This is a genomic window from Seonamhaeicola maritimus (assembly GCF_008056315.1).
GTDB lineage: Bacteria > Bacteroidota > Bacteroidia > Flavobacteriales > Flavobacteriaceae > Seonamhaeicola > Seonamhaeicola maritimus.
The window spans coordinates 772,106-795,354 of sequence record NZ_VRKQ01000010.1; the positions used below are offsets into that span (position 1 = coordinate 772,106).

21 protein-coding genes and 1 tRNA gene are annotated in these 23,249 nt (G+C 31.6%); 8 read left to right on the top strand and 14 right to left on the bottom strand.

Features of this window, described 5'->3' with window-relative positions; all coding sequences use genetic code 11:
• Positions 1-6: 6 nt before the first annotated feature.
• Together FUA22_RS11580 and FUA22_RS11585 are read right to left on the bottom strand one after the other, a co-directional pair.
• Complete coding sequence (locus tag FUA22_RS11580) at positions 7-486, bottom strand: DUF1761 domain-containing protein (RefSeq protein WP_147768492.1); 480 nt, start codon at positions 484-486, stop codon at positions 7-9.
• A gap of 89 nt (positions 487-575) precedes the next feature.
• Complete coding sequence (locus tag FUA22_RS11585; RefSeq protein ID WP_147768495.1) at positions 576-2,582, bottom strand: glutamine--tRNA ligase/YqeY domain fusion protein; 2,007 nt, start codon at positions 2,580-2,582, stop codon at positions 576-578.
• Positions 2,583-2,673: 91 nt separating this feature from the next.
• Between FUA22_RS11585 and folB the strand changes: the two genes are divergently transcribed.
• Positions 2,674-3,036, top strand: coding sequence for a dihydroneopterin aldolase (gene folB, locus FUA22_RS11590; RefSeq protein ID WP_147768497.1), 363 nt, complete (start codon positions 2,674-2,676; stop codon positions 3,034-3,036).
• Between the two features lie 48 nt (positions 3,037-3,084).
• Positions 3,085-3,156 (top strand) — tRNA-Cys (locus FUA22_RS11595).
• 16 nt (positions 3,157-3,172) lie between these two features.
• Here FUA22_RS11595 and FUA22_RS11600 read toward each other — a convergent pair.
• The 4 genes from FUA22_RS11600 to rnr form a co-directional block, all read right to left on the bottom strand.
• On the bottom strand, positions 3,173-3,868 hold the full coding sequence (locus tag FUA22_RS11600; protein ID WP_147768499.1) for a LysE family translocator: 696 nt from the start codon (positions 3,866-3,868) through the stop codon (positions 3,173-3,175).
• A gap of 130 nt (positions 3,869-3,998) precedes the next feature.
• Positions 3,999-4,670 carry a head GIN domain-containing protein gene (locus FUA22_RS11605; protein ID WP_147768501.1) on the bottom strand — a complete coding sequence of 224 codons (672 nt, stop codon included), beginning with the start codon at positions 4,668-4,670 and terminating at the stop codon, positions 3,999-4,001.
• Between the two features lie 85 nt (positions 4,671-4,755).
• On the bottom strand, positions 4,756-5,058 hold the full coding sequence (locus tag FUA22_RS11610; RefSeq protein WP_147768503.1) for a YbjQ family protein: 303 nt from the start codon (positions 5,056-5,058) through the stop codon (positions 4,756-4,758).
• 48 nt (positions 5,059-5,106) lie between these two features.
• A complete protein-coding gene (gene rnr / locus FUA22_RS11615) occupies positions 5,107-7,305 on the bottom strand; it encodes a ribonuclease R (RefSeq protein ID WP_147768505.1) in 2,199 nt (732 codons plus the stop codon).
• 625 nt (positions 7,306-7,930) lie between these two features.
• On the opposite strand from rnr, the gene rpiB reads away from it, so the two are divergent.
• The 3 genes from rpiB to FUA22_RS11630 are packed head-to-tail and all read left to right on the top strand — an operon-like array spanning position 7,931 to position 9,730.
• Entirely contained in the window at positions 7,931-8,365 is a 435-nt protein-coding gene (gene rpiB / locus FUA22_RS11620; protein WP_147768507.1) for a ribose 5-phosphate isomerase B, read from the top strand.
• Positions 8,366-9,283, top strand: a complete 918-nt coding sequence (locus FUA22_RS11625; protein WP_147768509.1) for a cation diffusion facilitator family transporter — start codon at positions 8,366-8,368, stop codon at positions 9,281-9,283.
• A gap of 3 nt (positions 9,284-9,286) precedes the next feature.
• Positions 9,287-9,730, top strand: coding sequence for a GNAT family N-acetyltransferase (locus FUA22_RS11630; RefSeq protein WP_147768511.1), 444 nt, complete (start codon positions 9,287-9,289; stop codon positions 9,728-9,730).
• Here the strand turns inward: FUA22_RS11630 and FUA22_RS11635 are convergent.
• The 3 genes from FUA22_RS11635 to rnpA form a co-directional block, all read right to left on the bottom strand.
• On the bottom strand, positions 9,727-10,545 hold the full coding sequence (locus FUA22_RS11635) for an OmpA family protein (RefSeq protein ID WP_241664815.1): 819 nt from the start codon (positions 10,543-10,545) through the stop codon (positions 9,727-9,729). The two genes, FUA22_RS11630 and FUA22_RS11635, sit on opposite strands and share 4 nt — an antisense overlap.
• A 125-nt stretch (positions 10,546-10,670) precedes the next feature.
• Positions 10,671-12,305 (bottom strand): S41 family peptidase, encoded by a 1,635-nt coding sequence (locus FUA22_RS11640; RefSeq protein ID WP_147768515.1) that lies wholly within the window; start codon positions 12,303-12,305, stop codon positions 10,671-10,673.
• Between the two features lie 18 nt (positions 12,306-12,323).
• The gene (gene rnpA, locus FUA22_RS11645) at positions 12,324-12,695 is read right to left on the bottom strand and encodes a ribonuclease P protein component (protein ID WP_147768517.1); all 372 of its coding nucleotides are present in this window, start codon (positions 12,693-12,695) and stop codon (positions 12,324-12,326) included.
• A gap of 152 nt (positions 12,696-12,847) precedes the next feature.
• On the opposite strand from rnpA, the gene FUA22_RS11650 reads away from it, so the two are divergent.
• From FUA22_RS11650 to FUA22_RS11660, 3 genes are read left to right on the top strand one after another with little or no spacing between them, the layout of a single operon-like run.
• On the top strand, positions 12,848-14,698 hold the full coding sequence (locus FUA22_RS11650) for a CBS domain-containing protein (protein ID WP_147768519.1): 1,851 nt from the start codon (positions 12,848-12,850) through the stop codon (positions 14,696-14,698).
• A gap of 3 nt (positions 14,699-14,701) precedes the next feature.
• On the top strand, positions 14,702-15,925 hold the full coding sequence (locus tag FUA22_RS11655) for a succinylglutamate desuccinylase/aspartoacylase domain-containing protein (RefSeq protein WP_147768521.1): 1,224 nt from the start codon (positions 14,702-14,704) through the stop codon (positions 15,923-15,925).
• Positions 15,922-16,674 carry a GNAT family N-acetyltransferase gene (locus tag FUA22_RS11660; protein ID WP_147768523.1) on the top strand — a complete coding sequence of 251 codons (753 nt, stop codon included), beginning with the start codon at positions 15,922-15,924 and terminating at the stop codon, positions 16,672-16,674. The genes FUA22_RS11655 and FUA22_RS11660 overlap by 4 nt, the downstream gene beginning before the upstream one ends.
• 40 nt (positions 16,675-16,714) lie before the next feature.
• On the opposite strand, the gene FUA22_RS11665 is transcribed toward FUA22_RS11660, so the two are convergent.
• From FUA22_RS11665 to FUA22_RS11685, 5 genes are all read right to left on the bottom strand, one after another.
• Positions 16,715-17,557, bottom strand: coding sequence for an alpha/beta hydrolase (locus tag FUA22_RS11665; protein ID WP_147768525.1), 843 nt, complete (start codon positions 17,555-17,557; stop codon positions 16,715-16,717).
• Between the two features lie 3 nt (positions 17,558-17,560).
• On the bottom strand, positions 17,561-19,105 hold the full coding sequence (locus FUA22_RS11670) for a nucleoside hydrolase-like domain-containing protein (RefSeq protein ID WP_147768527.1): 1,545 nt from the start codon (positions 19,103-19,105) through the stop codon (positions 17,561-17,563).
• 65 nt (positions 19,106-19,170) lie between these two features.
• Entirely contained in the window at positions 19,171-19,539 is a 369-nt protein-coding gene (locus FUA22_RS11675; protein WP_147768529.1) for a DUF2200 domain-containing protein, read from the bottom strand.
• A gap of 87 nt (positions 19,540-19,626) precedes the next feature.
• Positions 19,627-21,486, bottom strand: coding sequence for a M1 family metallopeptidase (locus FUA22_RS11680; RefSeq protein ID WP_147768531.1), 1,860 nt, complete (start codon positions 21,484-21,486; stop codon positions 19,627-19,629).
• Between the two features lie 139 nt (positions 21,487-21,625).
• Positions 21,626-23,236, bottom strand: coding sequence for a S8 family serine peptidase (locus FUA22_RS11685; protein WP_147768533.1), 1,611 nt, complete (start codon positions 23,234-23,236; stop codon positions 21,626-21,628).
• Positions 23,237-23,249: the final 13 nt, after the last annotated feature.

A 23,249-nucleotide genomic window follows, 5' to 3' on the forward strand; every position in this document is an offset into this window, starting at 1 on the left:
AAAATTTTATTGCCATCCGCAAATAATAGCTCCCATAACAGCCATAGTTACTATCCAATAACCAGTATTAATAAAGATATATTTTGCGCTTTTGCGTTCAAATAAAGCATTAGTACCTAAAATAGGAAGTGCTATAAAAATACCTGCTATAACTCCATGAAATGCTCCGTGCTTAAATGTTCTAAATTCATTGCCATAATCAGCCATAAAGGCGTCATAAGAAGGTAACACTCCTAATTCTCCTTGAGCTAAACTAAAAGCCCCTATTTGATGATTAACTATTGGCATTAAAGACATAGATAATAAAACAGCAAAGATAAAAGCCAAAATAAAAATTTTGGCCATATTAGCGCCTTTCATTTTGTCTTCAGTCATTTCAGCTGCTTGCATCCATGCATTTCCAAATACTTTTGGGTTATACCAAATAAACCCAACCACAAGGGCGGAAACAGCAGCTACTAGAATTGCTAAAAAATTCATTTCCATGATTATATAGTTTTTAGTTAGAACTTAAATATAACTAAAAATATAATAAAGGCTATTATTTAGCGTACTATAGTAATAATGAAATGCCCTTATAAGCTTTTAACCTCTGCAACTAAAAGCTCATTTTTATCCTCTAAAGCTTTTGTAATAAAGTCGTTAATAGCTTCGTTTTTCTGTAACCCATTCTTAATTAAAACCCCAAGCGTAATAGCAGTTGCAATACGAGTACCAACTTTTTTTACTGCAGTACCAAAAAGTGGTTCTAGGTCATTATAGCTTACATTTTTAGCTAACTCTATAATTTCATCTTTTACTTTTTCTTGTTTAGCTTCAGGCAAGTTGGTGTATTTTTTTCCCAATTTCTGAATAACATCAATCGCCTTTCGTTGATTTTGTTGTTGTGGTTTTTGTTGATTGTTATTAGATTGTGGTTTAGGCTTAGCTTTGGCCCAAGAATCTCTTAAACCAACTGTTTTATTAAAGACTAATTTATTTAAGGAAGAATCATCATCAACATTAAAATACCCTAAACGTTGAAATTGGAACCTATCTCCCACTTTAACATCAGTTAAACTAGGCTCAACAAAAGCTTCAATTGTTTTCAAAGAATTAGGGTTTATAAACTCCATAAAATCTTTATCCTGATGACCATCAGGTGCTTCATCCATAAATAACCTATCGTATTCTCTAACCTCTACTTTTATCGCATGCTTAATAGAAACCCAGTGCAATGTTCCTTTCACTCGTCTAGCAGTATCTTTAGAATAGGTACAATGAATCTCTTGGATATCTCCGTTAGCATCTTTTACAACACTTTCGGCTTTTATGATATAAGCATTTTTTAATCGAACTTCGCCGCCTAATTTTAATCTAAAAAACTTATTGCTCGCTTCTTCTTTAAAATCATCTTTTTCAATATACAGTTCTCTTGAAAATGGCACTTTTCTGAATCCAGCATTTTCATCTTCCTGATTATTTTCAGCATCCAACCATTCAACCTTATCATCAGGATAGTTAGCTATAATAACTTTTATAGGATCTAAAACAGCCATTACTCTAGGCGCTGTTTTATTCAAGTCTTCACGAATACAGAATTCTAAAAGAGATACATCAATAACATTATCACGCTTTGCAACACCAGCTGTTTCTACAAATTTTCTTAACGCGTTTGGTGTATATCCTCTTCTGCGCAAACCAGAAATAGTAGGCATACGTGGGTCATTCCATCCTGTTACAACTCCTTGGTTTACTAATTGTAGCAACTTACGCTTACTCATAATAGTGTAACTAAGGTTTAAACGAGCAAATTCACGCTGTTTAGGCGGTAGAGGTAATGTATCTGAACTGTAGTTGTGAACAATGTCTCTAAACCAATTATAAAGCTTTCTATGAGGTTTAAATTCTAATGAGCATAAGGAATGAGAAATTTGTTCAATATAATCGCTTTCACCATGTGTCCAATCATACATAGGATAAATACACCAATCATCACCTGTTCTGTGATGATGTGCATACATAATGCGATACATTATAGGATCACGCATTAGCATATTCGGGTCTTCCATATCAATTTTAGCACGCAATACATGTGTTCCAGCTTCAAACTCACCATTCTTCATACGTGTAAATAAATCCAAATTCTCAGCTACACTTCGGTCCCTATAAGGACTATTTGTGCCAACTTGTGTTGGTGTTCCTTTTTGTTCAGCCATAGCTTCACTACTTTGTGAATCTACATAAGCTTTCCCATCTTTAATAATCTGGATAGTCCAATCATACAATTGTTGAAAATAATCTGAAGAATACAATTCTCTATCCCATTTATATCCTAACCAGGCAATATCACGCTTTATAGCATCAACATATTCTTGTTCCTCCTTAGCTGGATTAGTGTCATCAAATCTAAGATTTACAGGGGCGTTATACTTCTCTCCTAACCCAAAACTAATCCCAATAGCTTTTGTGTGACCAATATGCAAATATCCGTTTGGTTCAGGCGGAAATCTAAAACGTAAATTATTTTTAGACATTCCATTTGCTAAATCTTCTTCTATAATTTGCTCAATAAAATTGAGTGGCTTTTTTTCTTCAGACATTTTCTGATGTATTTCAACTAAATAAGCCCCAAAATTACGGAAAATCCCCTTATTTTAGCCTATTATGTTTTTATCATTTATTTAAAAAATAATGGGAATAATTAAAGTTGAAAATATAAAGGTTTATGCTTTTCACGGCTGTCTAAAAGAAGAAACTAAAATTGGTAGTGATTATAGGGTAGATATAAAAGTTAAAGCAGGTTTACAAAAATCTGCAACTACTGATGAATTAAATGATACCGTAGATTATGTTTTTTTAAATAGAATAATTAAAGAAGAAATGGCTATCCCTTCAAAATTATTAGAAACTGTAGCTAAACGTATATTAAATAGGATGTTTTCTGAAGATAAAATGGTTAAAAAAGCAACAGTTTGGGTTAGTAAAATAAATCCTCCAATTGGCGGCGATGTAGAACGTGTGACGATAAAAATGTCTAATAGACGCAAAAAATAAATTTTAACCAGAAAAAGTCGTATTTTTTTTTACATTTGCAGCATAAGTGGCGTCATGGCCGAGTGGCTTAGGCACAGGTCTGCAAAACCTGGTACAGCGGTTCGAATCCGCTTGACGCCTCAAAAAAAGCTTTCAGTTATTCTGGAAGCTTTTCTTTTATGGGATTAATTTGTTCTAATTTTTCCTTGTTCTTTTCATAAGCTTCTGGAAACAAGCCTTGAACTAGTAAAAGAACACCAAAACCCAAAACAACCAAAGCCACAATTTTTTTTGTTTTAAAAATTAAACGTGGTCTTAATTTATTCTTTATTCTTTTTGCTACAACAATCTTAACTATATCTACTAATAAATAAGTAACTAAAATAGTTGTTAAAAAAACAAAAACGCCATGTTCTGATGTTGTTAAGGTATTAGCTAAGGCAATGAAAACCACCCATCCAATAAGTACACCTATATTTATAAAATTTAGTAAAAACCCTTTTACAAACAATCTACCATACCCTTTTTTAAATTCTACGGCATGATATTCTCTAACAATGTCTCTAAAAGATTTGGAAGTCTTTATAAAAGTAATAATACCATAAGCAATAAGTAAAACCCCTCCAAAAATTAAAAAATTAGGATCATCTTTTACTCTATCTAATAATCTATTGGTACTAAAAAATGCCACCAGAATAAAAATGATATCAGCTAAAATAACCCCAAGATCAAATATTAAAGCACTTCTAAACCCTTTAGTGGCACCGGTTTCTAACAACACAAAAAATACTGGACCTATAGTGAAGGCGAGTACAATTCCGAAAGGAATAGCTGTTAAAATATCATCAAACATAACTTTACGAAGCTTTACACAAAGTAAAGAAATATTTTATGATTTTTCTGATAGAATTTAAAGCTATAAAAAAAATAAAGACCACTTAAATAAGTGGTCTTTTTATTAAATTTATAATATTACCTTATGTCTACATTCTCTTAATCCTACCTCCAAAAACGCGGTTTTCATTAACTGTTTCAGGATCTCCGTAAATAAATACATCGCCTCCTGCTCTAATTTTTACATCTACTAAATCTTTAGCATTTACATAAGCTTCACCAGCTGCTCTAATTGCTACCTCAGTCTTATCAGTTTTTAATTCAGCTCCTTTATATATTCCTCCTGTTAATAAAGACACATTTTGACTTTTAGCTTTACCTGTTACTTTAATAACTCCTCCAGTTACTGCTTTTATATTAGCATAAGTAACATCTACTTTAACATTAATTTTACCACCTTCTTGAGACTTTAAATCTATTTCAAACTGTTTTATTTTATCTTCAGAATGTACATTTGCACCTTCATTAACATCAATAACATCTACTTTTGAATAGTATAGTTTTACTTTAGTTTCATTTCCATCAAAAATTTCTTTAAAATTCATTTTTATTTTTAAAGTACCGTTTTTATTATTTACTAAAACATTGTCGGCATTTTTTCCAGAAATAACTACTTTGTTATGTTTAGATTTAACAAGTTCTACTTCAATTAAATCGTAAACTTTTAACTCGCTAAACTCCCCTATTTCCTTATCTATAGGATTTTGAGCTATAATTGTTGCTGATATAAAAAAAGTAAGTAATAATGATATACGTTTCATGGATTAATATTTATAGGTTTTTAATTTAAACGTAAAATTATCAAGAATTATTCCGTTGTATAATAACTTTAATAAAAATTTAAAATTAGACCACTATTTTCACCGCAGTTCCTGTTAAAGAAACAAAAATAACACCCGATGTAGATGATGCTTCAATATCTATAGTAATACCAACAACAGCATTTGCTTTTAATTTAATAGCATTTTCCTGTAGCTTTTGAAAAGCTTCTTCTTTAATTTCATCAACCCTGGTTCCGTAAGACTCATAATACTTTTTCATATTAAAAGAAAAAGAAGCTTTTGGCATACTTACAGCAACACCTGTTACAATACCTAAATAATTTTCAATTTTATGTCCTTCAATAGATTGCGTTGTTGATAGTACCATAATTTTCTATTTACTCTGTTAGATGTACTTTTTATAAAAATGTTACGCTCAATGTTCGTTTTTACCAATTAAATTAAAATCTAAATGTTTCTTAACTAAGTCTGTGTTTTTTACTTTAACCACAACTTCATCACCTAATTGATATATAGTTTTAGTATTTCTTCCAACCATAGCGTATTGATCTTGATCAAAAGCATAATGGTCGTCTTTCATATCACGAACACTCACCATTCCCTCACATTTATTCGAAATTATTTCAACATAAATTCCCCAATCAGTCACACCAGAAATCACTCCTACAAACTCTTGATCTTTATGATCTTCCATAAAACGAATTTGCATATATTTTATAGAATCTCTTTCAGCTTTAGTTGCTAACATTTCCATATTACTAGAATGTTGACATTTATCTTCATAAACATCTTCATTTGCAGATTTACCTCCATCTAAATAGTGTTGAAGTAGTCTATGTGCCATCACATCTGGATACCTTCTAATTGGTGATGTAAAATGACTGTAATAATCAAAAGCTAATCCGTAATGTCCAATATTCTGCGTAGTATATTCAGCTTTACTCATACTTCGAATTGCTAAAGTATCAACTAAATTTTGTTCTTTTTTACCAGCTACTTCTTTTAATAAATTATTAAGTGTGGCTGATGTAGTTTTTCTGTCTTTAAAATTAAGTTTATAACCAAATCTACTTACTACATTTTGTAATGAAGCTAATTTACTATCATCTGGTTCGTCATGAACACGATAAACAAAAGTCTTTTTAGGCGATTGCTTACCAATAAATTCTGACACTTTTCTATTAGCTAATAGCATAAATTCTTCAATTAATTTATTAGCATCTTTACTGGTTTTAAAGAAAACACCTGCAGGATTATTATGCTCATCTAAATTGAATTTAACTTCAACTTTATCAAATGATATTGCACCAGAACTCATACGTTTTTTACGCATAATTTTGGCTAACTCATCCATTTTTAAAATAGCATCAGCTAATTTCTGATCGGTTTTATAAGCTTTTCCTATTAAAGAAACTTCTGCTGGAATTTGATTTGTTTTAGATTCTATAACCGCCTGTGCTTCTTCGTAAGCATAACGAGCATCACTATAAGTAACCGTTCTACCAAACCACTGGTTTTTAATTTCAGCCTTATCATTTATTTGAAATACAGCTGAAAACGTATATTTTTCTTCGTGTGGTCTTAGTGAACAAGCATTATTTGATAACACTTCAGGAAGCATGGGTACTACCCTATCAACTAAATAAACAGAAGTGGCACGTTCAAAAGCTTCGTCATCCAATACCGTACCTTCTTTTAAATAATGAGATACATCAGCAATATGAATTCCTATTTCATACAATCCATTATCAAGCACTTCATAAGATAAAGCATCATCAAAATCCTTAGCATCTTTCGGATCTATAGTAAAGGTTAAATCTTTACGCATATCTCTTCGTTTTGCTATTTCTTCTTCTGTTATAGAGGTATCTATTTTATTTGCAAAATCTTCTACTTCATATGGAAATTCATGTGGCAAACCATATTCTGCAAGAATAGCATGAATCTCTGTATTATGCTCTCCAGGTTTACCAAGTATTTTAACTACTTTACCGTATGGAGAATCTGCTTTTTCTGGCCAATCTTCAAGTTTTACTAAAACTTTATCACCATCTTCTGCTTTAAAAGTTTTATTAATTGGTACAAAAATATCTTTGTACATTTTATTACTATCTGGTACTACAAAAGCATAATTTGAATTTTTATTAATTTGAATTACGCCAACATACTCGCTTTTTTCGCGCTTAATAATATTGGTAATTTCACCTTCTACTTTACCGCGTTTTCTTCGTTTGTAAACGTAAAATTCAACCTCATCACCACTTAATGCTTTATTAATGTTGTTTGAAGCTATAAACACATCTTCATCAAAATCATCGCATATAACATAACCAGATCCTTTAGCTGATAAATCTAAAATACCCGTGTGATATTCTGTATTAATAATAGCTTTAAACTTACCTCTGTCTACTTGTTCTATTTCTTGTTTAGCAGCAAGTTTAGCTAAGGTTTTAATAATTTGATTTCTGCTGCTAGCGTCATTTACACCAAGTTTAGCAGCTATTTGTTTGTAATTAAAGGCTTGGTTTCTATCTTTTTTTAATATACTTAATATTGTATTTGTTAAGTTGGAAATACCTTTCTTTCTGGATTTCCCTTTTCTTTTTCTTGTCATTTAATTTTTGTAATCATTTCTATTTCCGAAGTTACTGGAAATTCTGTTATTAAATAGCACTGTGTTAGGAGAAGATTAGCTATTTATTTTATACAAAGCTACACTTTTAATATTTAACCATATTTTCTTAAAGTTAAATTTGAAAAATGAAGGTTATGAACATTATATATTATAATACTATTTTCTTTTAAAAATTTAAAAAATAAAATGATGGTTATTATAGTGTGTTAATAGCGGTATAACTTTATTAAGCTTTATTTTGATATATGTTTTATAGAATTTTATTGATAAGTAATTAACAATAATTAATAGGTTAACTACTTAAATTTTAAGCTATTTAATTTTTCTATTAACAGTTGTTCACAACCTAATTAAACAGTTATTTTTTAATAAGTATTTAAATTAACATAACTCATAATTATACTTTTTGATACTGATAACTTAACTAAAAATTTATATTAACTTATTTGGATGTTATGTAAATGTTATTGATTGAAAAAATAATTGAATTATCATTATTTTTCTTTTAAAAAGTAATAAACAGTTATTAACAAGTAATTAATAGCACAGTTCACAATGTTTATAATTACTACCTTTGTAAATGTATAAAAACATGAATTGAATTATGACTATTTCTATAGGAAACGATCACGCTGGAACAGATTATAAATTTGCTATTAAAGAATATTTAGAAGTTAAAGGTTTTACAGTTAATAATTATGGAACCGATGCGAATGATAGTGTAGATTACCCTGATTTTGTTCATCCTGTAGCACAAGATGTTGAAAACCAAAAAGTAGATTTTGGAATTTTAATTTGCGGTAGTGCTAATGGTGTAGCTATGACTGCAAATAAATACCAAAAAGTACGTGCAGGATTATGTTGGACTAAAGAAATTGTAGAACTTATTAGACAACACAATAATGCAAATATATTATGTATTCCTGCAAGATATACTGCTATTCCTCAAGCATTACAAATGGTTGAAACTTTTTTAAATACTAAGTTTGAAGGCGGAAGACATCAAAATAGAATAGATAAAATACCATTATCGTGTTAAATGGATCATCACAATGGTCATAATCACTCCCATCATCACAACGACTTAAAAGGACGTAACCTTTTTATTTCCATTTTATTAAATATTCTTATTACAGCTTCTCAAGTTGTAGGAGGTATAGTTTCTGGAAGTTTGGCTTTATTAAGTGATGCATTACATAATTTTAGCGATGTTCTTTCTTTAATTGTAAGTTATATTGCTAACAAACTAGCAAAAAAGAAAGCATCAGCTCACCGTACTTTTGGATATAAACGCGCCGAAATATTAGCTGCATTTATAAACGCATCTACTTTAATAATAGTCGCTATTTTATTAATTATTGAAGCTATTAAAAGGTTTCAAAATCCAGAAGAAATTGAATCTAATCTTGTTATTTGGTTATCTCTTTTAGGTATTGTAGCTAATGGTTTAAGTGTACTTTTATTAAAAAAAGACTCTGAAGCTAATATGAATATGCGTAGCGCCTATTTACATTTATTAACAGATATGATGGCAAGTGTAGCTGTGTTAATAGGTGGTTTACTTATGAAGTTTTATCAAATTTATTGGGTAGATAGTGCTTTAACCTTAGCTATAGCTATATATTTAATTTGGATGGGTTATGATTTATTAAAAGACTCAACAAAAGTATTAATGTTGTTTACACCAGATTCTGTTCCTATTAAACAGATTGTTAAAGAAATTAATGCCTTTGAAAAGATTAAAAATGTGCATCATGTACATGTATGGCAATTAAATGAAGAAGAAATACATTTAGAAGCTCATATTGATTTTAATGAGGATATTACTTTATCTCAATTTGATGTTATTTTACGTGAAATAGAAGAATTTGTTTTTAAACAATACTATATTAATCACGTTAATATTCAACCAGAATTTAGAAAAGATGATGTTAAAGATGTTATTGTTCAAGATTAATAAATGTTAGAAATAAAAACCAAAACATTTAATGAACTCTCTAAACAGGAGTTATATGATTTACTTCAGTTAAGAAGTGAAGTTTTTGTAGTAGAACAAGATTGTGTCTATCAAGATTTAGATGGAAAAGATCAAAAAGCACTTCATGTTTTAGGTTATAAAAATGATGATTTAGTTGCTTATACACGTATTTTTAAACCAGGTGATTATTTTAATGAGGCTAGTATTGGTAGGGTAGTAGTTGCTAAAAATCAACGCCAGTTTAAATATGGTTATAGTATTATGGAAGCTTCTATTAATGCTATTAAAGATTGTTTTAATGAAAGCAAAATAAAGATTTCTGCACAGTGTTATTTAAAACAATTTTATAATAATATAGGGTTTAAAGAAGTGGGAGAGGAGTATCTTGAAGATGATATTCCGCATGTTGGTATGATAAAAAATTAGTTTTCTTTACCAACATAAGTTATTAGTATTTCAACTCGTCTATCAAATTTTGGATCGCCTCCTAGTGGAAATTTTCTACGCATACCCATATAACGCATTCGTTTTTTATCAACGCCTTTTTTCGCGAGGTAATCATATACATATTTAGCTCTAGCTTCAGATAGGTTTCTTTTTTTAGTTTTTCTATCAATAGCATCTCTACTAAATTTAGTACAGCAAACGTGTCCTTGAATAGTGAAGTAAATATCATTTCGTTCTACTAAGGCTTTTGCAATAGATTCTAAGTTTTTCTTAGAGTTTGTAGAAACTGTAGCATAACCTGTTTTAAACAAAATATTTTCAAAAATAATCTTATCACCAACTTTAAGTTTTCCTTTAATTTGTATAGGAACACTTTCCTTTATTTCAACTACTTTAGGTTTTTCTTTAACTTTTTCTGGTAATATTGGCGGATTAGGGTTTACAATAATTTCTACTTTGCGGTTTAAACCACGAATTTTATTTATGTTTTTTTCTTCAACTATTTTTAATAAAATTTCGCCTTTCCCATCAACATGTGTTATCATTTCTTCACTAATTTCATTTTCTGAAAATATATTTTTTATAGCATTAGCACGTTGTTGGGATAATTTTAAATTATATGATGGTGCACCTATGTCATCACAAAACCCAAAAATAGCTATTGATTTAATCTCTACCTCATTTAAGCTTGAAATAAAGAGTAATAATCTACTTTCTTCAGTTGAAGGAACTTCATATTTATCTGTATCAAAATAAACCTCATGTGTTAAGTTTTTCTGAGAAAAAACTAACATATTTGATAGTAATTGAAATAATAAAATAAATACAAATGGTTTATTCATAGTAGGATAAAAAAACAAGTATATAAAGATACTATTTTTAAAGAATTTACAAGAGAATAACTGTTTTCACCTATAAATTATTTTAAATAACCCACATATGTAGATTGGTTACTTAATATTTCTGTGGCTTTTTTAATTTTTGGATCATGAATTTTGTAATATTCATACAACCCTTCTCTGTAAACATATCTTTTAACAATTTCTTCTGTTAACAACTCTAATAAGAAAGTTTTATTTTCTGTGATAACATCTTCTTTTGAACGATTTAAGTTCGAAATTAAGTTGTTAAAATCTTTTTCAATATTGTCATTTAACTCTTCATTAGTGGCTGTTTCAAAGGCTTTAAACAGATCTTTTTCTGTTTTAGTTTTGAATGAAAAATCATTGGTTTTTAAGTATTTTTTAAAACTTGAAAAATCAGAGTCATTCAGGGTTAAATCATTGACATTACTAAGATTGTTTTTATAAAAATAATCGGTAGCAAAGTTAAAAACTAAGTTATCATTTAATATAGCATTAGTAACCGTTGAATTTTTAGAAGCTTCAAAAGTTACATCGGGGTAAACACCTCCACCATCAAAGACTTTACGTCCGTTTTTGGTTTTAAACTCATTATAATTTTCTTGTTTCACTCGTACCGCTTCACCTTTTTCATCTCTATTCCAATAATCTAATGATTGAATACATCTTCCTGAAGGTGTATAATATCTAGAAATAGTAATTTTTACCTGAGTACCATAGGTGAGGGGCTTAGGGCGCTGTACCAAGCCTTTTCCAAAACTTCTAGAACCCACAATTACAGCTCTATCAAGATCTTGAAGAGAGCCAGACACTATTTCACTAGCCGAGGCACTATTACCATCAATTAAAACAACTAATGGTATTTCTGTATCAATAGGTTCTGTTTGAGTGTAATAGGTTTTGTTGTACTTTTTTACTTTAGACTTAGTAGTAACTACCAGTTGTCCTTTAGGCACAAAGAGGTTTACAATTTTAATAGCCTCATTTAATAAACCGCCAGGGTTTCCGCGTAAATCTAAAATAATGCGTTTTGCTCCCTGCGCTTTTAAATCACGTAATGCATAATTAGTTTCTTTATGAGCTTTACGATTAAACTTACTTAAAACTATATATCCCGTTTTATCGTTTATCATAGAGAAATGAGGTACCGCTTTAATTTCAACTTCAGCCCTTTCAATGGTGGCTGTTCCTGTTTTTCCTTGGCGTTTATAAGTCACTTCTACTTTAGAACCAGAAGTGCCTTTAAGCAAGTCACCACTATTTGCTTTATAATTTTCAATTAAGGTATTGCCTACTTTAATAATTTCATCTCCCGCTTTTAAACCAGCTTTATCTGCTGGATAATCTTTATATGGTTCAATAATTACCAGCTTGTCTTTAAAGGTTTTTACTTTAGCTCCAATACCAGTATAATCTCCAGTATTATTAATTCTGGCAGCTTCCACATCCTGTTCGTTCATAAAATTGGTATATGGATCAAGGTCTGCTAACATGCTTTTTATGGCAGTATCCATTAAATCGCCAGGATTAGTTTCATCAACATAGTTCATGTTGAGCTCTTTGAAGAGTGTAGTGAAAATTTCAATCTGCTTTGCAATTTCAAAGAAATCGTTTTTAAAAGCCGTGGTGCTTAAAAAAATAGTTGCAGCTAAGGTTAAAAGCACAAACTTATTTCTAACTATTTTTTTCATAGGATAGATATATTTTTATTAGGAAATTTTACTAGAAAACTTATCGAACAATATTTTCATTTTATTTTCTACTAGTGTAAACGTTGGTTTCTCTTTACCAATGTACAAAATCATAAACGCATATTGTGTTGTAATGTTGTTAAAAAAACCAGCTTTATTTAGTCTGTAAGACTCTCTTAATAAACGTTTTATACGATTTCTGTCAACGGCTGTTTTAAAATAACGTTTACTAACAGACACACCCGTTTTAGCAATTACATTGTCATCAAAGGTAGTTTCTAAAAAGACCAATCGTAACGGAAAAGCAGAAACAGATTGTCCTTCTGTAAACAGCTGGTCTATTAACTTCTTGCTCTTAAGTTTTTCTTTTTTATTGTAAGTAAAATTCAAGTAGGTTTATTTAGATATCCAAAGGTAATGAAATAAAAAAATCATTACTAGACCACGCCTTATTTGCTGAACTCCTACATGATAAAAATCATAGTTTTAGGCCCTATTCAAAATTAACTTAGCTAAGTTAAAGTATATTAAAACATAGGGTTATGGGAGATTTAAATGTTTTTGAAATAAAGTCTAAAAAAGATAGAGCCAATTATATTTATCATTTATTAAATGATATTAAAGCACTTGATTTAATAATTGAAAGAGGCCTGATTGAGGAAGGCCCGTTAAGAATTGGAGCAGAACAAGAATTTTGCTTAGTGAATGACCATTTTTTACCTGAAAACAAATCCTTAGAGATTTTAGATGATATTAATGATGACCATTTCACTACAGAAATTAGTAATTATAACCTTGAAATTAATTTAGACGCCCACAACTTAGGAGGTGATTGCTTTTCTAAAATGCATAAGCAACTAGAGCTTTTATTAGATAAGGCTAAAAAATCTGCTTCAAAAAAAGGTGCTAAAATAATACTAACAGGTATTTTGCCTTCACTTACCGTTAAAAACGCCGATGAACAAAATATGACAGAGTTAGAGCGTTATGCTGTTTTAAATGATGCTATAAAAGGTCATAGAAGGCAAAACTTTGATATTCATATAAAGGGTGTTGATGAACTTAATTTATTACACGATTCTGTTATGTTAGAAGGTTGTAATACTAGCTTCCAGATGCACCTACAATTGGGTTCTAAAGATTTTGTAGATAATTATAATTGGGCTCAAGCAATCTCTGGTCCTATTTTAAGTGCTTGTACCAATTCGCCCTTATTATTTGGAAAAGAGCTTTGGAGCGAAACAAGGATTGCCTTATTTACCCAAAGTGTAGACACCAGAGCCAATTCTTTTTTATTAAATGAAAAACAATCTAGAGTTAGTTTTGGAACCAAATGGCTTACAGGACCACTTACAGATATTTTTAAAGACAACATTTCAAGATTTAGAAGTTTTTTAACTACAGCATATATTAAGGATAGTATTGAAATGCTTAATAACGGAGAAATGCCAAAATTAAGAGCTTTAGGGCTTCATAGCGGTACTGTTTATCCATGGAATAGAGTTTGTTATGGTGTGATTGACGGAAAGCCCAATTTAAGAATAGAAAACAGGTATATTCCTTCTGGACCAACAGTTAAAGATGAAATTGCCAATATGATGTTTTGGGTTGGTGTTATGTTAGGGAAACCTAAAAAGTATAATAACATACATGAACAATGGGATTTTAAAGATGTGAAAACCAATTTCTTTAATGCAGCACGTTATGGTATGGCAACACAATTTTATTGGAATGGAGAATATGTCTCTAGCTTCGATTTAATTGTGAACGAACTATTACCAATGGCATATAAAGGCTTGTATAAAGTTGGAGTATCTCCACAAGATGCTGAATATTATTTAAAAATCATTAAAAATAGAGTACACAACAACAATGGCTCAGAATGGCTAACTAGAAATTACAGGCGCTTACTAAAAACACATAAACCCTATGAGGCTATGCAGGTGCTAACAGCTAGTTTATACGATAAACAAGAAAAGGGCTATCCAGTATCTACTTGGGGCATGTTACACCATAGCACAGAATCAAGATTTAAGGGCTTAAGAGTTGTTAAACACATAATGAGTTCCGATATTTTTTCTGTTGATAAAAAAGACAGCGTAGAGCTAGTTTTAAATATTATGAAATGGAAAAATATTCATCATATGCCAGTAATTAATGGGGATAGAGAATTAATAGGTTTATTAAGTTGGACAGACTTAAAAGACTATTTAGATGATCCTAAAAAGCTTGATAAAAGTGTAAAAACTATTATGAAAACAGATATTGTTACCATTGATGAATACACACCTGTTGATGAGGCTAAGGCTTTAATGGAAAAACATGGAATAGGAAGTTTACCGGTTGTAAATCAAAATAAATTAATTGGCTTAATTACGTTAACCGATTTTTAATGTATGTTAAATGTTTATAGTAAAGCGTTAAATAAAACCATTCAGGTTGAAAGACACATTGGTAAGGTTGTGGGTGACAATTCAGGACCAACCTTTGTTATTTTTGCTGGTATTCATGGCAACGAAACCGCTGGTGTTTTTGCTGTTGAAGAAGTTTTAAAACACATTAACCCTAAAACAGTAAACGGAACTATTTATGCTATCGCCGGAAATCTTAAAGCGCTTAAAGCTCAGCAACGTTTTATTGATGCCGATTTAAATAGGCTTTGGACTCCACAAAACATTGATACAATTAAGGGTAAGTCTAATTTAAATGCAGATGAAAAAGAGTTATTAGTTTTATTAGATATTTTAAACGAAATATTAGCAGCAGGAAAACCGCCATATTATTTTATTGACCTCCACACTACTTCTAGTAAAACACTGCCTTTTATTACTATAAACGATGCCTTAATTAACCGTAAATTTTCAAAGCATTTTCCGGTCCCTATTGTGTTCGGAATTGAAGAGTATTTAACGGGACCCCTGTTAAGTTACGTAAACCAATTGGGGTATGTCTCACTAGGTTTTGAATCTGGCCAGCATTATGAGGCTGATGCTGTTACCAATAGCGTAGCTTTTTTAAATTTAGCCTTGGTTTGTGCTGGAATTTTGGAAAAAAAATCAATAAAGGGTTTTGACAATTTTTACAATTTACTAAAAGAACAAGCAGAAAACACCCAAAGTTTTTTAGAAGTTATTCATTTACATAAAATTGAAAAGGACGAAAACTTTAAAATGTTAAATGGCTTTAAAAGTTTTCAATCTATAAAAAAAGGGGTGCCTCTTGCCGTTAGTAACGGATCTAATATATTCTCAGAAAGAAACGGCGTAATATTTATGCCTTTATATCAAAAGCAAGGAGCTGAAGGCTTTTTTATCATTCGCGTTATTAAACCATTTTTCTTAAGGTTATCGGCATTTTTAAGACGCATTAGGGTAGATGGACTTTTAGTGGCATTACCAGGAATTTCTTGGTTAAATAGAAAAGAAGGCACATTAAAAGTAGATTTAAAAGTTACCAAGTTTTATGCTAAAGCTATTTTTCACTTATTAGGCTACCGAAGCCGATATACAGATAAAACACATTTAAGATTAAATAATCGTGAACGTGTAGCTAAAACCTATATGTATAAAAGAGAGGAGTGGTATAAAGGTTTGAGAGTAACACATAAACAGAAATCATGAAGATTGTTGAGGTTACACCCCAAAACGCAGAAAAAGAAACTTTCTTTTGTATAAAAGACACCAAAAGACATGGTTTTAAAGATAAGCACCAATGGTTTGAAAAGCGCTTTAATGAAGGGTTGAAAATTAAAATCCTTAAAAATGAAGCTGATAAAATGATTGGGTTTATTGAATATGTCCCCGCCATTAGCGCGTGGAGACCTATAGATGCCGAGAACTATATGTTCATACACTGTACTTACATATATTCTAAAAAGGATAGAAATAAGGGATTTGCCTCAATACTTATTGAAGATGCCGAAAAAGAAGCAAAAGCTAATGGAATGGATGGTATTTGTGTTATGATAAGTAATGGTTCTTGGTTAGCAGATAAAACACTTTTTGAAAAAAACGGGTTTACCAAAATTGATACTAAAGACAGGTTTGAACTGTTATCAAAAACTTGGGGCAAGAATTCTGAAACCCCAAAATTTTATAATTGGACAAGCCAACAGAAAAAATATCAAGGTTGGCATATCCTTTATGCAGACCAATGCCCATGGAATGAAAAATCTGTAGAAGCTATTTTAAATATTGCCATGGACTATGGCATAGATTTGAAAGTGTCAAAAATAAATACTGTAGAAAAAGCAAAAAATGCACCTTCAGGGTTTGGTGTCTTTAACCTTTTACGAGACGGTAGACTATTAGAAGACCATTACATCAGTGGAACTAGATTTAGAAATATTTTAAAAAAAGAGCTTAAATAACTGCTTGATATTTCTAGTTTCTCACAAAGTCTAAATACTATTATTCTAAAAGAATTTCCAACTCGTTTTGAAAGGTTTTGTTATTATTTACTCCTTCATGACCATGTTCTTTCAGTGTAATAAGCTTGTCTTCTGGTTTAAATAATTTTTGAAGTTTAAGTGCCGAACCATAATATATCAGCTCATCTTTATCACCATGAAAAATGGTCACTGGCATATTGCATTTTGGTAAAAACTCATTGGTTTTAAACTTTAGTTTATATACAAACGGTGGACAAATTTTCACCAGTTTATGCAACCAAGAATCACTTTTTTCAACATTACTATGTATCAAATCTGGAATATTATAATATGGTGCTTGTAAAATTAAAAGCTTCGGATTGTTTTCCGAGGCTATTTTAGTTGCTAAACCGGAACCTATTGAATACCCAATGAGTACAATTTTGTCTTCAGAATATCGCTCCTTTACCTTGTTATAAATTAACTGAAGATCATTATAAATTTGTGTTTCACTCTCTATAGTTCCTTCGCTTTTCCCGAATCCTCTATAATCTGTAATAAAAAGGTCATAATTAAGATTATTGTAAATAGGGGCCAAATAACTCCACCCATTAATATTACCAGAGTTTCCATGAAAATAAAGTACGGCACCTTTGGGTTTTTCAACTTTAAATAGTAGACTATTTAATAATTTACCATCAGGTGTCTTGATATTAATTTCTTCGAAAGGTTTTTCAAAATGATAATGAAAATTAGCATCCAATTTTTTAGGGTTAAAAAGGACTTTTCCTGAAAGCGAATAGAAAAAAGCGCAAAGAATCACATAAAGCAGCCCCAAGGTAATGACACTTATTTTAAAAATTTTTAAAAAATGTTTTTTCATTTTTTAGTCTTTTTGACGCGATACGTTTGAATGATTATAAAGTTTTGAAACGTTTAGGACAATTCTTCTATAATCAAATAAAGGCGCAATACTATTGTTGTCTTTTACCTCTAAAATCAAATGCATCTGTTTACCTGCTGCACCTGAAGGAACATATAATTTAGTTATAACTTCTGAAGGTTTTTCAATTATAACTTTACCAGAGTAAGTACCAGCTTCATTATAAATCCACCATTTAAAATTGAGTGAATCATTATCTGGATCAGATGAAAGTGAAGCATCTAAAGAAAGTACTTCTTCTGGCATAACATCTAAATAGACAATAGAGTCGCTTTTATCTTTATTCCACGCTGCAATAGGTTGATGGTTAGCTTCTTCAAACGGTTTTATACACCAGTCCATTCTACATTTTAAATCATTAAACATAGCTTCTCGCCAACGCCATACCGGAACGTAATTTCCGTGGTATGTTTTTTCATCTTTTTCATTGTACCAAACATCACTCACTTCTCTATAAACATAAAATGGAGAGTTAGCTTTTTCATCTTGATAAATATCCTTGTGACGCGACCAAAAATCGGGTGCTTTTTCTGGGGTAAACCTTCCTCCCCAACCACCCCATGAGGGCTGGTTAATATCAAACAATCCATGATTTACTAAACCCATCCACGGAATAGTACCACCACCTTCCATAAAACCTAAGCCACCATCTCTAAAACCGTGGTAACGTCTTTCAGGGTAAACCTTTCCTAGAGGACCATGATTATTCATGACGTTTTCTTTAAGCCATTCATTTTGGCCAGAAACACTATACTCATAATCTCCCCAAAAATGAGGTCCTAAATTAACCGTTAAATCACCATCTGTAGATCCTGGACCACCATAGGCATAAGTTTGGTAGTTACTTCTAATCCAATGAATGGTTGGGTATCGATTACAAATCCAAGCACCGGCATTGTCTTGCGCACCATTTTCAAAAACTCTTAATTTACCTATAGTTGCTTTTAAGTCTAATTTGGAATGCGTTTTTTCATAATCTAATAATGCTTGGGCAAGTGTGTTTGAACCGGCATTAACAACCACCCAAATAGGATTATCATCATCTTTTTCAAGCGCCTTTAAAATTAATTCTGAGCCTTCAGATTGTTTACCTTCACCAACATCTGCAATACCATAACCTGGTTGTCCGCTACAAACAATAGATCTTAAATAGCCTGGTGAATGCCAACCTGTATCGTGCTTTTTGAGGTTATCCAGAGCCTTTTCGTAGGCAGCAATTATGTCATGAAATAATTCAGGATGGGTAACACGACGATATGCTTCATGAGATTCCGGATGCAGGTATTTTCCAGTAACCGCTATGAATCCTTCCGGATAAAATTCATTTGAGCAAACAACCATATGAACCATTTGCTGAACTTCATCGGGTTCGTTACCCATATCAGCTAGAATAATTAAGCGGGTCCTTTCTTGGTTTTGACTGTTTATTTTGAATGTGATACTGAATAGTAAAAATGACAATAAAAGGTGAAATAATTTAATTTTCATTTTATAAAAAGAAATTGAAAAAAAGGTTACATATTAAAAAAGTAATAATTGATATGAGTTCTCCATTATTTTTCTTTACGTAAAATACTTTCGAGCTTTTTACCTCTTGCAAGTTCATCAATAAGCTTGTCTAAGTATCTTGCTTTTTTAGTTAATGGATTATCAATCTCCTCCACACGGTAGCCACAAACCACGCCTTTTATCAAATGCGCATTGGGGTTTAAAGTGGCTCTTTCAAAAAACGTTTCAAAGGTCACTTTTTCATCTATAAGCTTATTGAGGTCTTCTTCATTAAAACCTGTTAACCACTCAATTACAGTAAAAAGTTCTTCTTTCGTTCTACCCTTTTTTTCAACTTTTGTAACGTAATGTGGAAATACCGAATAAAATTTCATTTTTCTCACACGTTCATTATGCGCTGGTGTTGTTTTCATTTATTATTATGAGGTTGGTTTCTCTAAAGGTATAAAAAAAGCGCTTCTAATTCTAGAAACGCTTTTGATACAGTGTATAATTGAATCTTACATTTTGTTATTTCTATTATCAACATCTGCCATCAAACCGCTTGGATCTATTTGAACACTTTTAATTGCTTTTGACGTTTTCAAAGTATAGGTTGGATAAGCCCAAGCCCAATCTTTAATTATGGTAGCCGAGGTTGGTTTTTCGCCCCGCATCATTTGCAAAGGAATATAAAAATCTTCAACAGAACCATCAAGGTAAGTAACGGTTAAATCAATAGGCATTGGCATTAAACCTATGCGTTCTAAAGTTATGGTATTACCTTCAATAGACTTTACACCATAATCAATGGTATTAGTGGTTTGTGCGAAATCAATTAAATACCAATCTAATTCTAAACCTGATACTTTTTCGGCAGAACGAATAATACTGTTAGGTGTTGGGTGCTTAAATGCCCAATCTTTAAAATATTTTTTAATAGTTTTTTTAAGGTTTTCTTGACCAATAACATATCCAAGTTGAGATAAAAATACCGCGCCTTTGTAATAAGAAGTAAGGGAATAAGCTCTATTAAAAACATACCGATCTGAATGAGTTGTTTGTGGTTGCTCTCTTCCCGAGTTGGCCAGGTATATGTAGTTATTATAGGCTTTATTTAAGGGGTTTGCTTTTTTTTCATTAAAAATAAGATTTATACCATGGTATTCTATATAAGTAGCAAAACCTTCATCCATCCATGGGTGTTTGGATTCATTAGAAGCTAATAAAAATTGAAACCAAGTATGCGCCATTTCGTGGGCTATAACCCCTTTCAAAATACCTTCATATGTACCTTCGCCTAAAAGAAGTGTGCACATGCCATACTCCATACCTCCATCACCACCTTGTATTATAGAATATTGTTTGTACGGATATTTACCAACGGTTTCACTAAAATATTGCATGAACTCAACAGATTTAGGCTGGATTTTTTTCCAATTTCTCCTTTGTTCCTGAGTCATAGTCTTTTTGTATAAAAAGTGAAGCAACGGACCATTAGGAACCTGCATGGTATCATGAATGTAGTCAGGGTCTGCCGCCCAAGTAAAGTCATGTACATTAGGCGCCACAAAATGCCATGTTAGTTTGTTAGAGTTTGACCTATTTATTGTACCGGTTTCATACCCATGACCAATTTCATTTGGATTTTGTAAATAGCCTGTTCCTCCAACCACATAGTTTTTATCAATAGTTAGTTTTACATCGAAATTACCCCAAACCCCATGAAATTCGCGACCAATATATGGGTCTGCATGCCAACCTTCAAAATCATATTCTGCCAGTTTTGGATACCACTGCGCCATTGACAGCGCCACACCTTCTTTATTATTTCTTCCTGAACGACGGATTTGAACTGGCACCTGAGCATCAAAAATCATATCAAAAGTTACCTTTTCACCAGGTTGAATAGGTTTTTCTAGATCAACTTCTAAAACAGTTCCTACAGTTTCGTGGTTTAAAACAGCACCATTCTGTTTTAAAGAACGCACTTTAATGTATCCAATTTCATCCGGTTTTAAATGACTAATCCTGTCTCCAACCCTAGCGTCTGGGTCTGCAATAGTGCGAGAACGCACATCCATTTCGCTTCCTGGTTGAAAGGCATTAAAATATAAATGATAATAAACGCGGTTTAATACATCAGGAGAATTGTTGGTGTAAACCAACGTCTGTTTTCCTTTGTACTGATATGAGTTTACATCCATATCAATTTCCATTTTATAATCTACATGTTGTTGCCAATAGGTGGAATTTGACGTAGAAACAGAAGAGGTTATGGGCAGATTAGGTGCTGATGGAGTGTTACCAACAACTCTTTTAGATCCACTACAAGAGATAAAAATAACAAGGCTAAAAAGGCCAAAAAGAAAACGATTCATTTCTTAGAGTTTAAGTTTGAACAAACTTTCAGGTTATTTTTCATTTTTTAGAATATAACCAGTGTTTTGAATGAGCTCCTACCAAGGAACCATAAAAAACCCCTAATAACTGGCACTAGGGGTTTGTTTATAATAAAATTTAGTTTGAATGCGACATTTTAGAGGCCATTATTAATGCGTTGTAAGCATTAGCAATTTTTCCAGATTTCACAACGTCTGCAAATGGTCTAACATCTTCGCTATTCCCTCCTACAATAACTTTAGAATGTATAGCTAAACCAGAATCCATAATTATTTGCTTAACCTGAGCAGCACTTAATTTTGGATAATAAGAACGAATTAAAGCCGCAATACCGGCAACACCCGGAGCCGCCATAGAAGTACCTCCTTTAGTATCATATTCGTTTTCTGGTGTTGTAGAATATACTGAAGCTCCAGGAGCAAATACATCTACATTTTTCTTTCCGTAGTTTGAAAAACTTGCTAATAAACCAGAACCATATTTTGGAGCCAAAGCACCAACTCTAATATAAGTATTAGAAACCTCAACATAATCTACGTTGTCATCAGGAAAATTAGCTTCTGTATCAACGTCCTTACTATCATTACCTGCAGCATGAACAAAAACCACATCTTTTTCGCTTGCATAAGCAATGGCTTCTCTTACATAGGCACTGTGAGGAGAAAAGCTTTTGCCAAAACTACCATTAATAACTTTTGCACCGTTATCAACAGCATAACGAATAGACAGTGCTACATCTTTATCATACTCATCACCGTTAGGCACCGTTCTAACACACATTATTTCAACATTATTTGCAACACCATTAGCTCCCAAACCATTGTTACGTTCAGCAGCAATTATACCTGCAACGTGGGTACCGTGACTCTCACTTTTCTTAACCGGTTTTACATTTCCGTTACCGTAAAACTTAGTTGTAAAATCATTAGGGTCATCACCATTAAGGCGGCCATTAAATTCTTTGTTTAAATGATAATTTAAACGCTCATTAATACTTACTAATCCATCTTCTAACTCTTTTATAGCCTCTTGTAGGGAGTCTAAACCATTGCCATACATATATTTTGCCAACTGAACAGATTGTTGTAAACCTTTGTCTTCAGTTTTTATAGCATTTACCTCTTCCTTAGTATAATCTTTTTTTCCAAAGTGGTTTGTTAATGTTTCGTGAGTGCTTTTTACTTGTGCTAAAATTTGCTCGTAACGCGTTTTACGCTCTGTCCATTTAGGTGATTCTTTCTCATATTCAGCTTGTGCTCTTGCATAATCTGGGTTACTCTTGTCTCCATTAGCTAAAATTCTAATAAACTCTAATTGTTCGTCGTACCCATCTCCTAAAAAGTTCCAACCATGGATATCATCAATGTAACCGTTTCTATCATCGTCTACCCCATTACCTGGTTTTTCTTTTTTGTTTACCCAAATAACTCCATCTAAATCTTCATGATCAATATCAATACCCGAATCAATTACGGCAACAATTACTTTTTTACCTTTTTTATTCTTGATAATTTCAGTATAAGCTTTATCTACACTCATACCAGGAATAGTATCTTTCACTAAATCTAAATGACCCCAATTTTCCTTTTCTGCTTTTGTTAGTTCTGATACTTTTAATGGATTTTTATCTATATTTTCAATAGGTGTAGATACAATATCTGCAGTCCCACAACTTGATATTATGATGGCTGAAAATGCTGAAATGCTTAATGCTTTAAATGTTCTCATTATTTTAATTAAT

Excerpts from the sequence above, each read along its gene's own strand:
- FUA22_RS11670 (WP_147768527.1), bottom strand. The coding sequence starts at position 19,105 with ATGAAAATTAAATTATTTCACCTTTTATTGTCATTTTTACTATTCAGT.
- FUA22_RS11630 (WP_147768511.1), top strand. The coding sequence starts at position 9,287 with ATGTTAGAAATAAAAACCAAAACATTTAATGAACTCTCTAAACAGGAG.
- FUA22_RS11580 (WP_147768492.1), bottom strand. The coding sequence starts at position 486 with ATGGAAATGAATTTTTTAGCAATTCTAGTAGCTGCTGTTTCCGCCCTT.
- FUA22_RS11640 (WP_147768515.1), bottom strand. The coding sequence starts at position 12,305 with ATGAAAAAAATAGTTAGAAATAAGTTTGTGCTTTTAACCTTAGCTGCA.
- FUA22_RS11605 (WP_147768501.1), bottom strand. The coding sequence starts at position 4,670 with ATGAAACGTATATCATTATTACTTACTTTTTTTATATCAGCAACAATT.
- FUA22_RS11585 (WP_147768495.1), bottom strand. The coding sequence starts at position 2,582 with ATGTCTGAAGAAAAAAAGCCACTCAATTTTATTGAGCAAATTATAGAA.
- folB (WP_147768497.1), top strand. The coding sequence starts at position 2,674 with ATGGGAATAATTAAAGTTGAAAATATAAAGGTTTATGCTTTTCACGGC.
- FUA22_RS11610 (WP_147768503.1), bottom strand. The coding sequence starts at position 5,058 with ATGGTACTATCAACAACGCAATCTATTGAAGGACATAAAATTGAAAAT.
- rnr (WP_147768505.1), bottom strand. The coding sequence starts at position 7,305 with ATGACAAGAAAAAGAAAAGGGAAATCCAGAAAGAAAGGTATTTCCAAC.
- rpiB (WP_147768507.1), top strand. The coding sequence starts at position 7,931 with ATGACTATTTCTATAGGAAACGATCACGCTGGAACAGATTATAAATTT.
- FUA22_RS11635 (WP_241664815.1), bottom strand. The coding sequence starts at position 10,545 with ATGTTAGTTTTTTCTCAGAAAAACTTAACACATGAGGTTTATTTTGAT.
- FUA22_RS11660 (WP_147768523.1), top strand. The coding sequence starts at position 15,922 with ATGAAGATTGTTGAGGTTACACCCCAAAACGCAGAAAAAGAAACTTTC.
- FUA22_RS11680 (WP_147768531.1), bottom strand. The coding sequence starts at position 21,486 with ATGAATCGTTTTCTTTTTGGCCTTTTTAGCCTTGTTATTTTTATCTCT.
- FUA22_RS11625 (WP_147768509.1), top strand. The coding sequence starts at position 8,366 with ATGGATCATCACAATGGTCATAATCACTCCCATCATCACAACGACTTA.
- FUA22_RS11685 (WP_147768533.1), bottom strand. The coding sequence starts at position 23,236 with ATGAGAACATTTAAAGCATTAAGCATTTCAGCATTTTCAGCCATCATA.
- FUA22_RS11650 (WP_147768519.1), top strand. The coding sequence starts at position 12,848 with ATGGGAGATTTAAATGTTTTTGAAATAAAGTCTAAAAAAGATAGAGCC.
- FUA22_RS11675 (WP_147768529.1), bottom strand. The coding sequence starts at position 19,539 with ATGAAAACAACACCAGCGCATAATGAACGTGTGAGAAAAATGAAATTT.
- FUA22_RS11665 (WP_147768525.1), bottom strand. The coding sequence starts at position 17,557 with ATGAAAAAACATTTTTTAAAAATTTTTAAAATAAGTGTCATTACCTTG.
- FUA22_RS11600 (WP_147768499.1), bottom strand. The coding sequence starts at position 3,868 with ATGTTTGATGATATTTTAACAGCTATTCCTTTCGGAATTGTACTCGCC.
- FUA22_RS11655 (WP_147768521.1), top strand. The coding sequence starts at position 14,702 with ATGTTAAATGTTTATAGTAAAGCGTTAAATAAAACCATTCAGGTTGAA.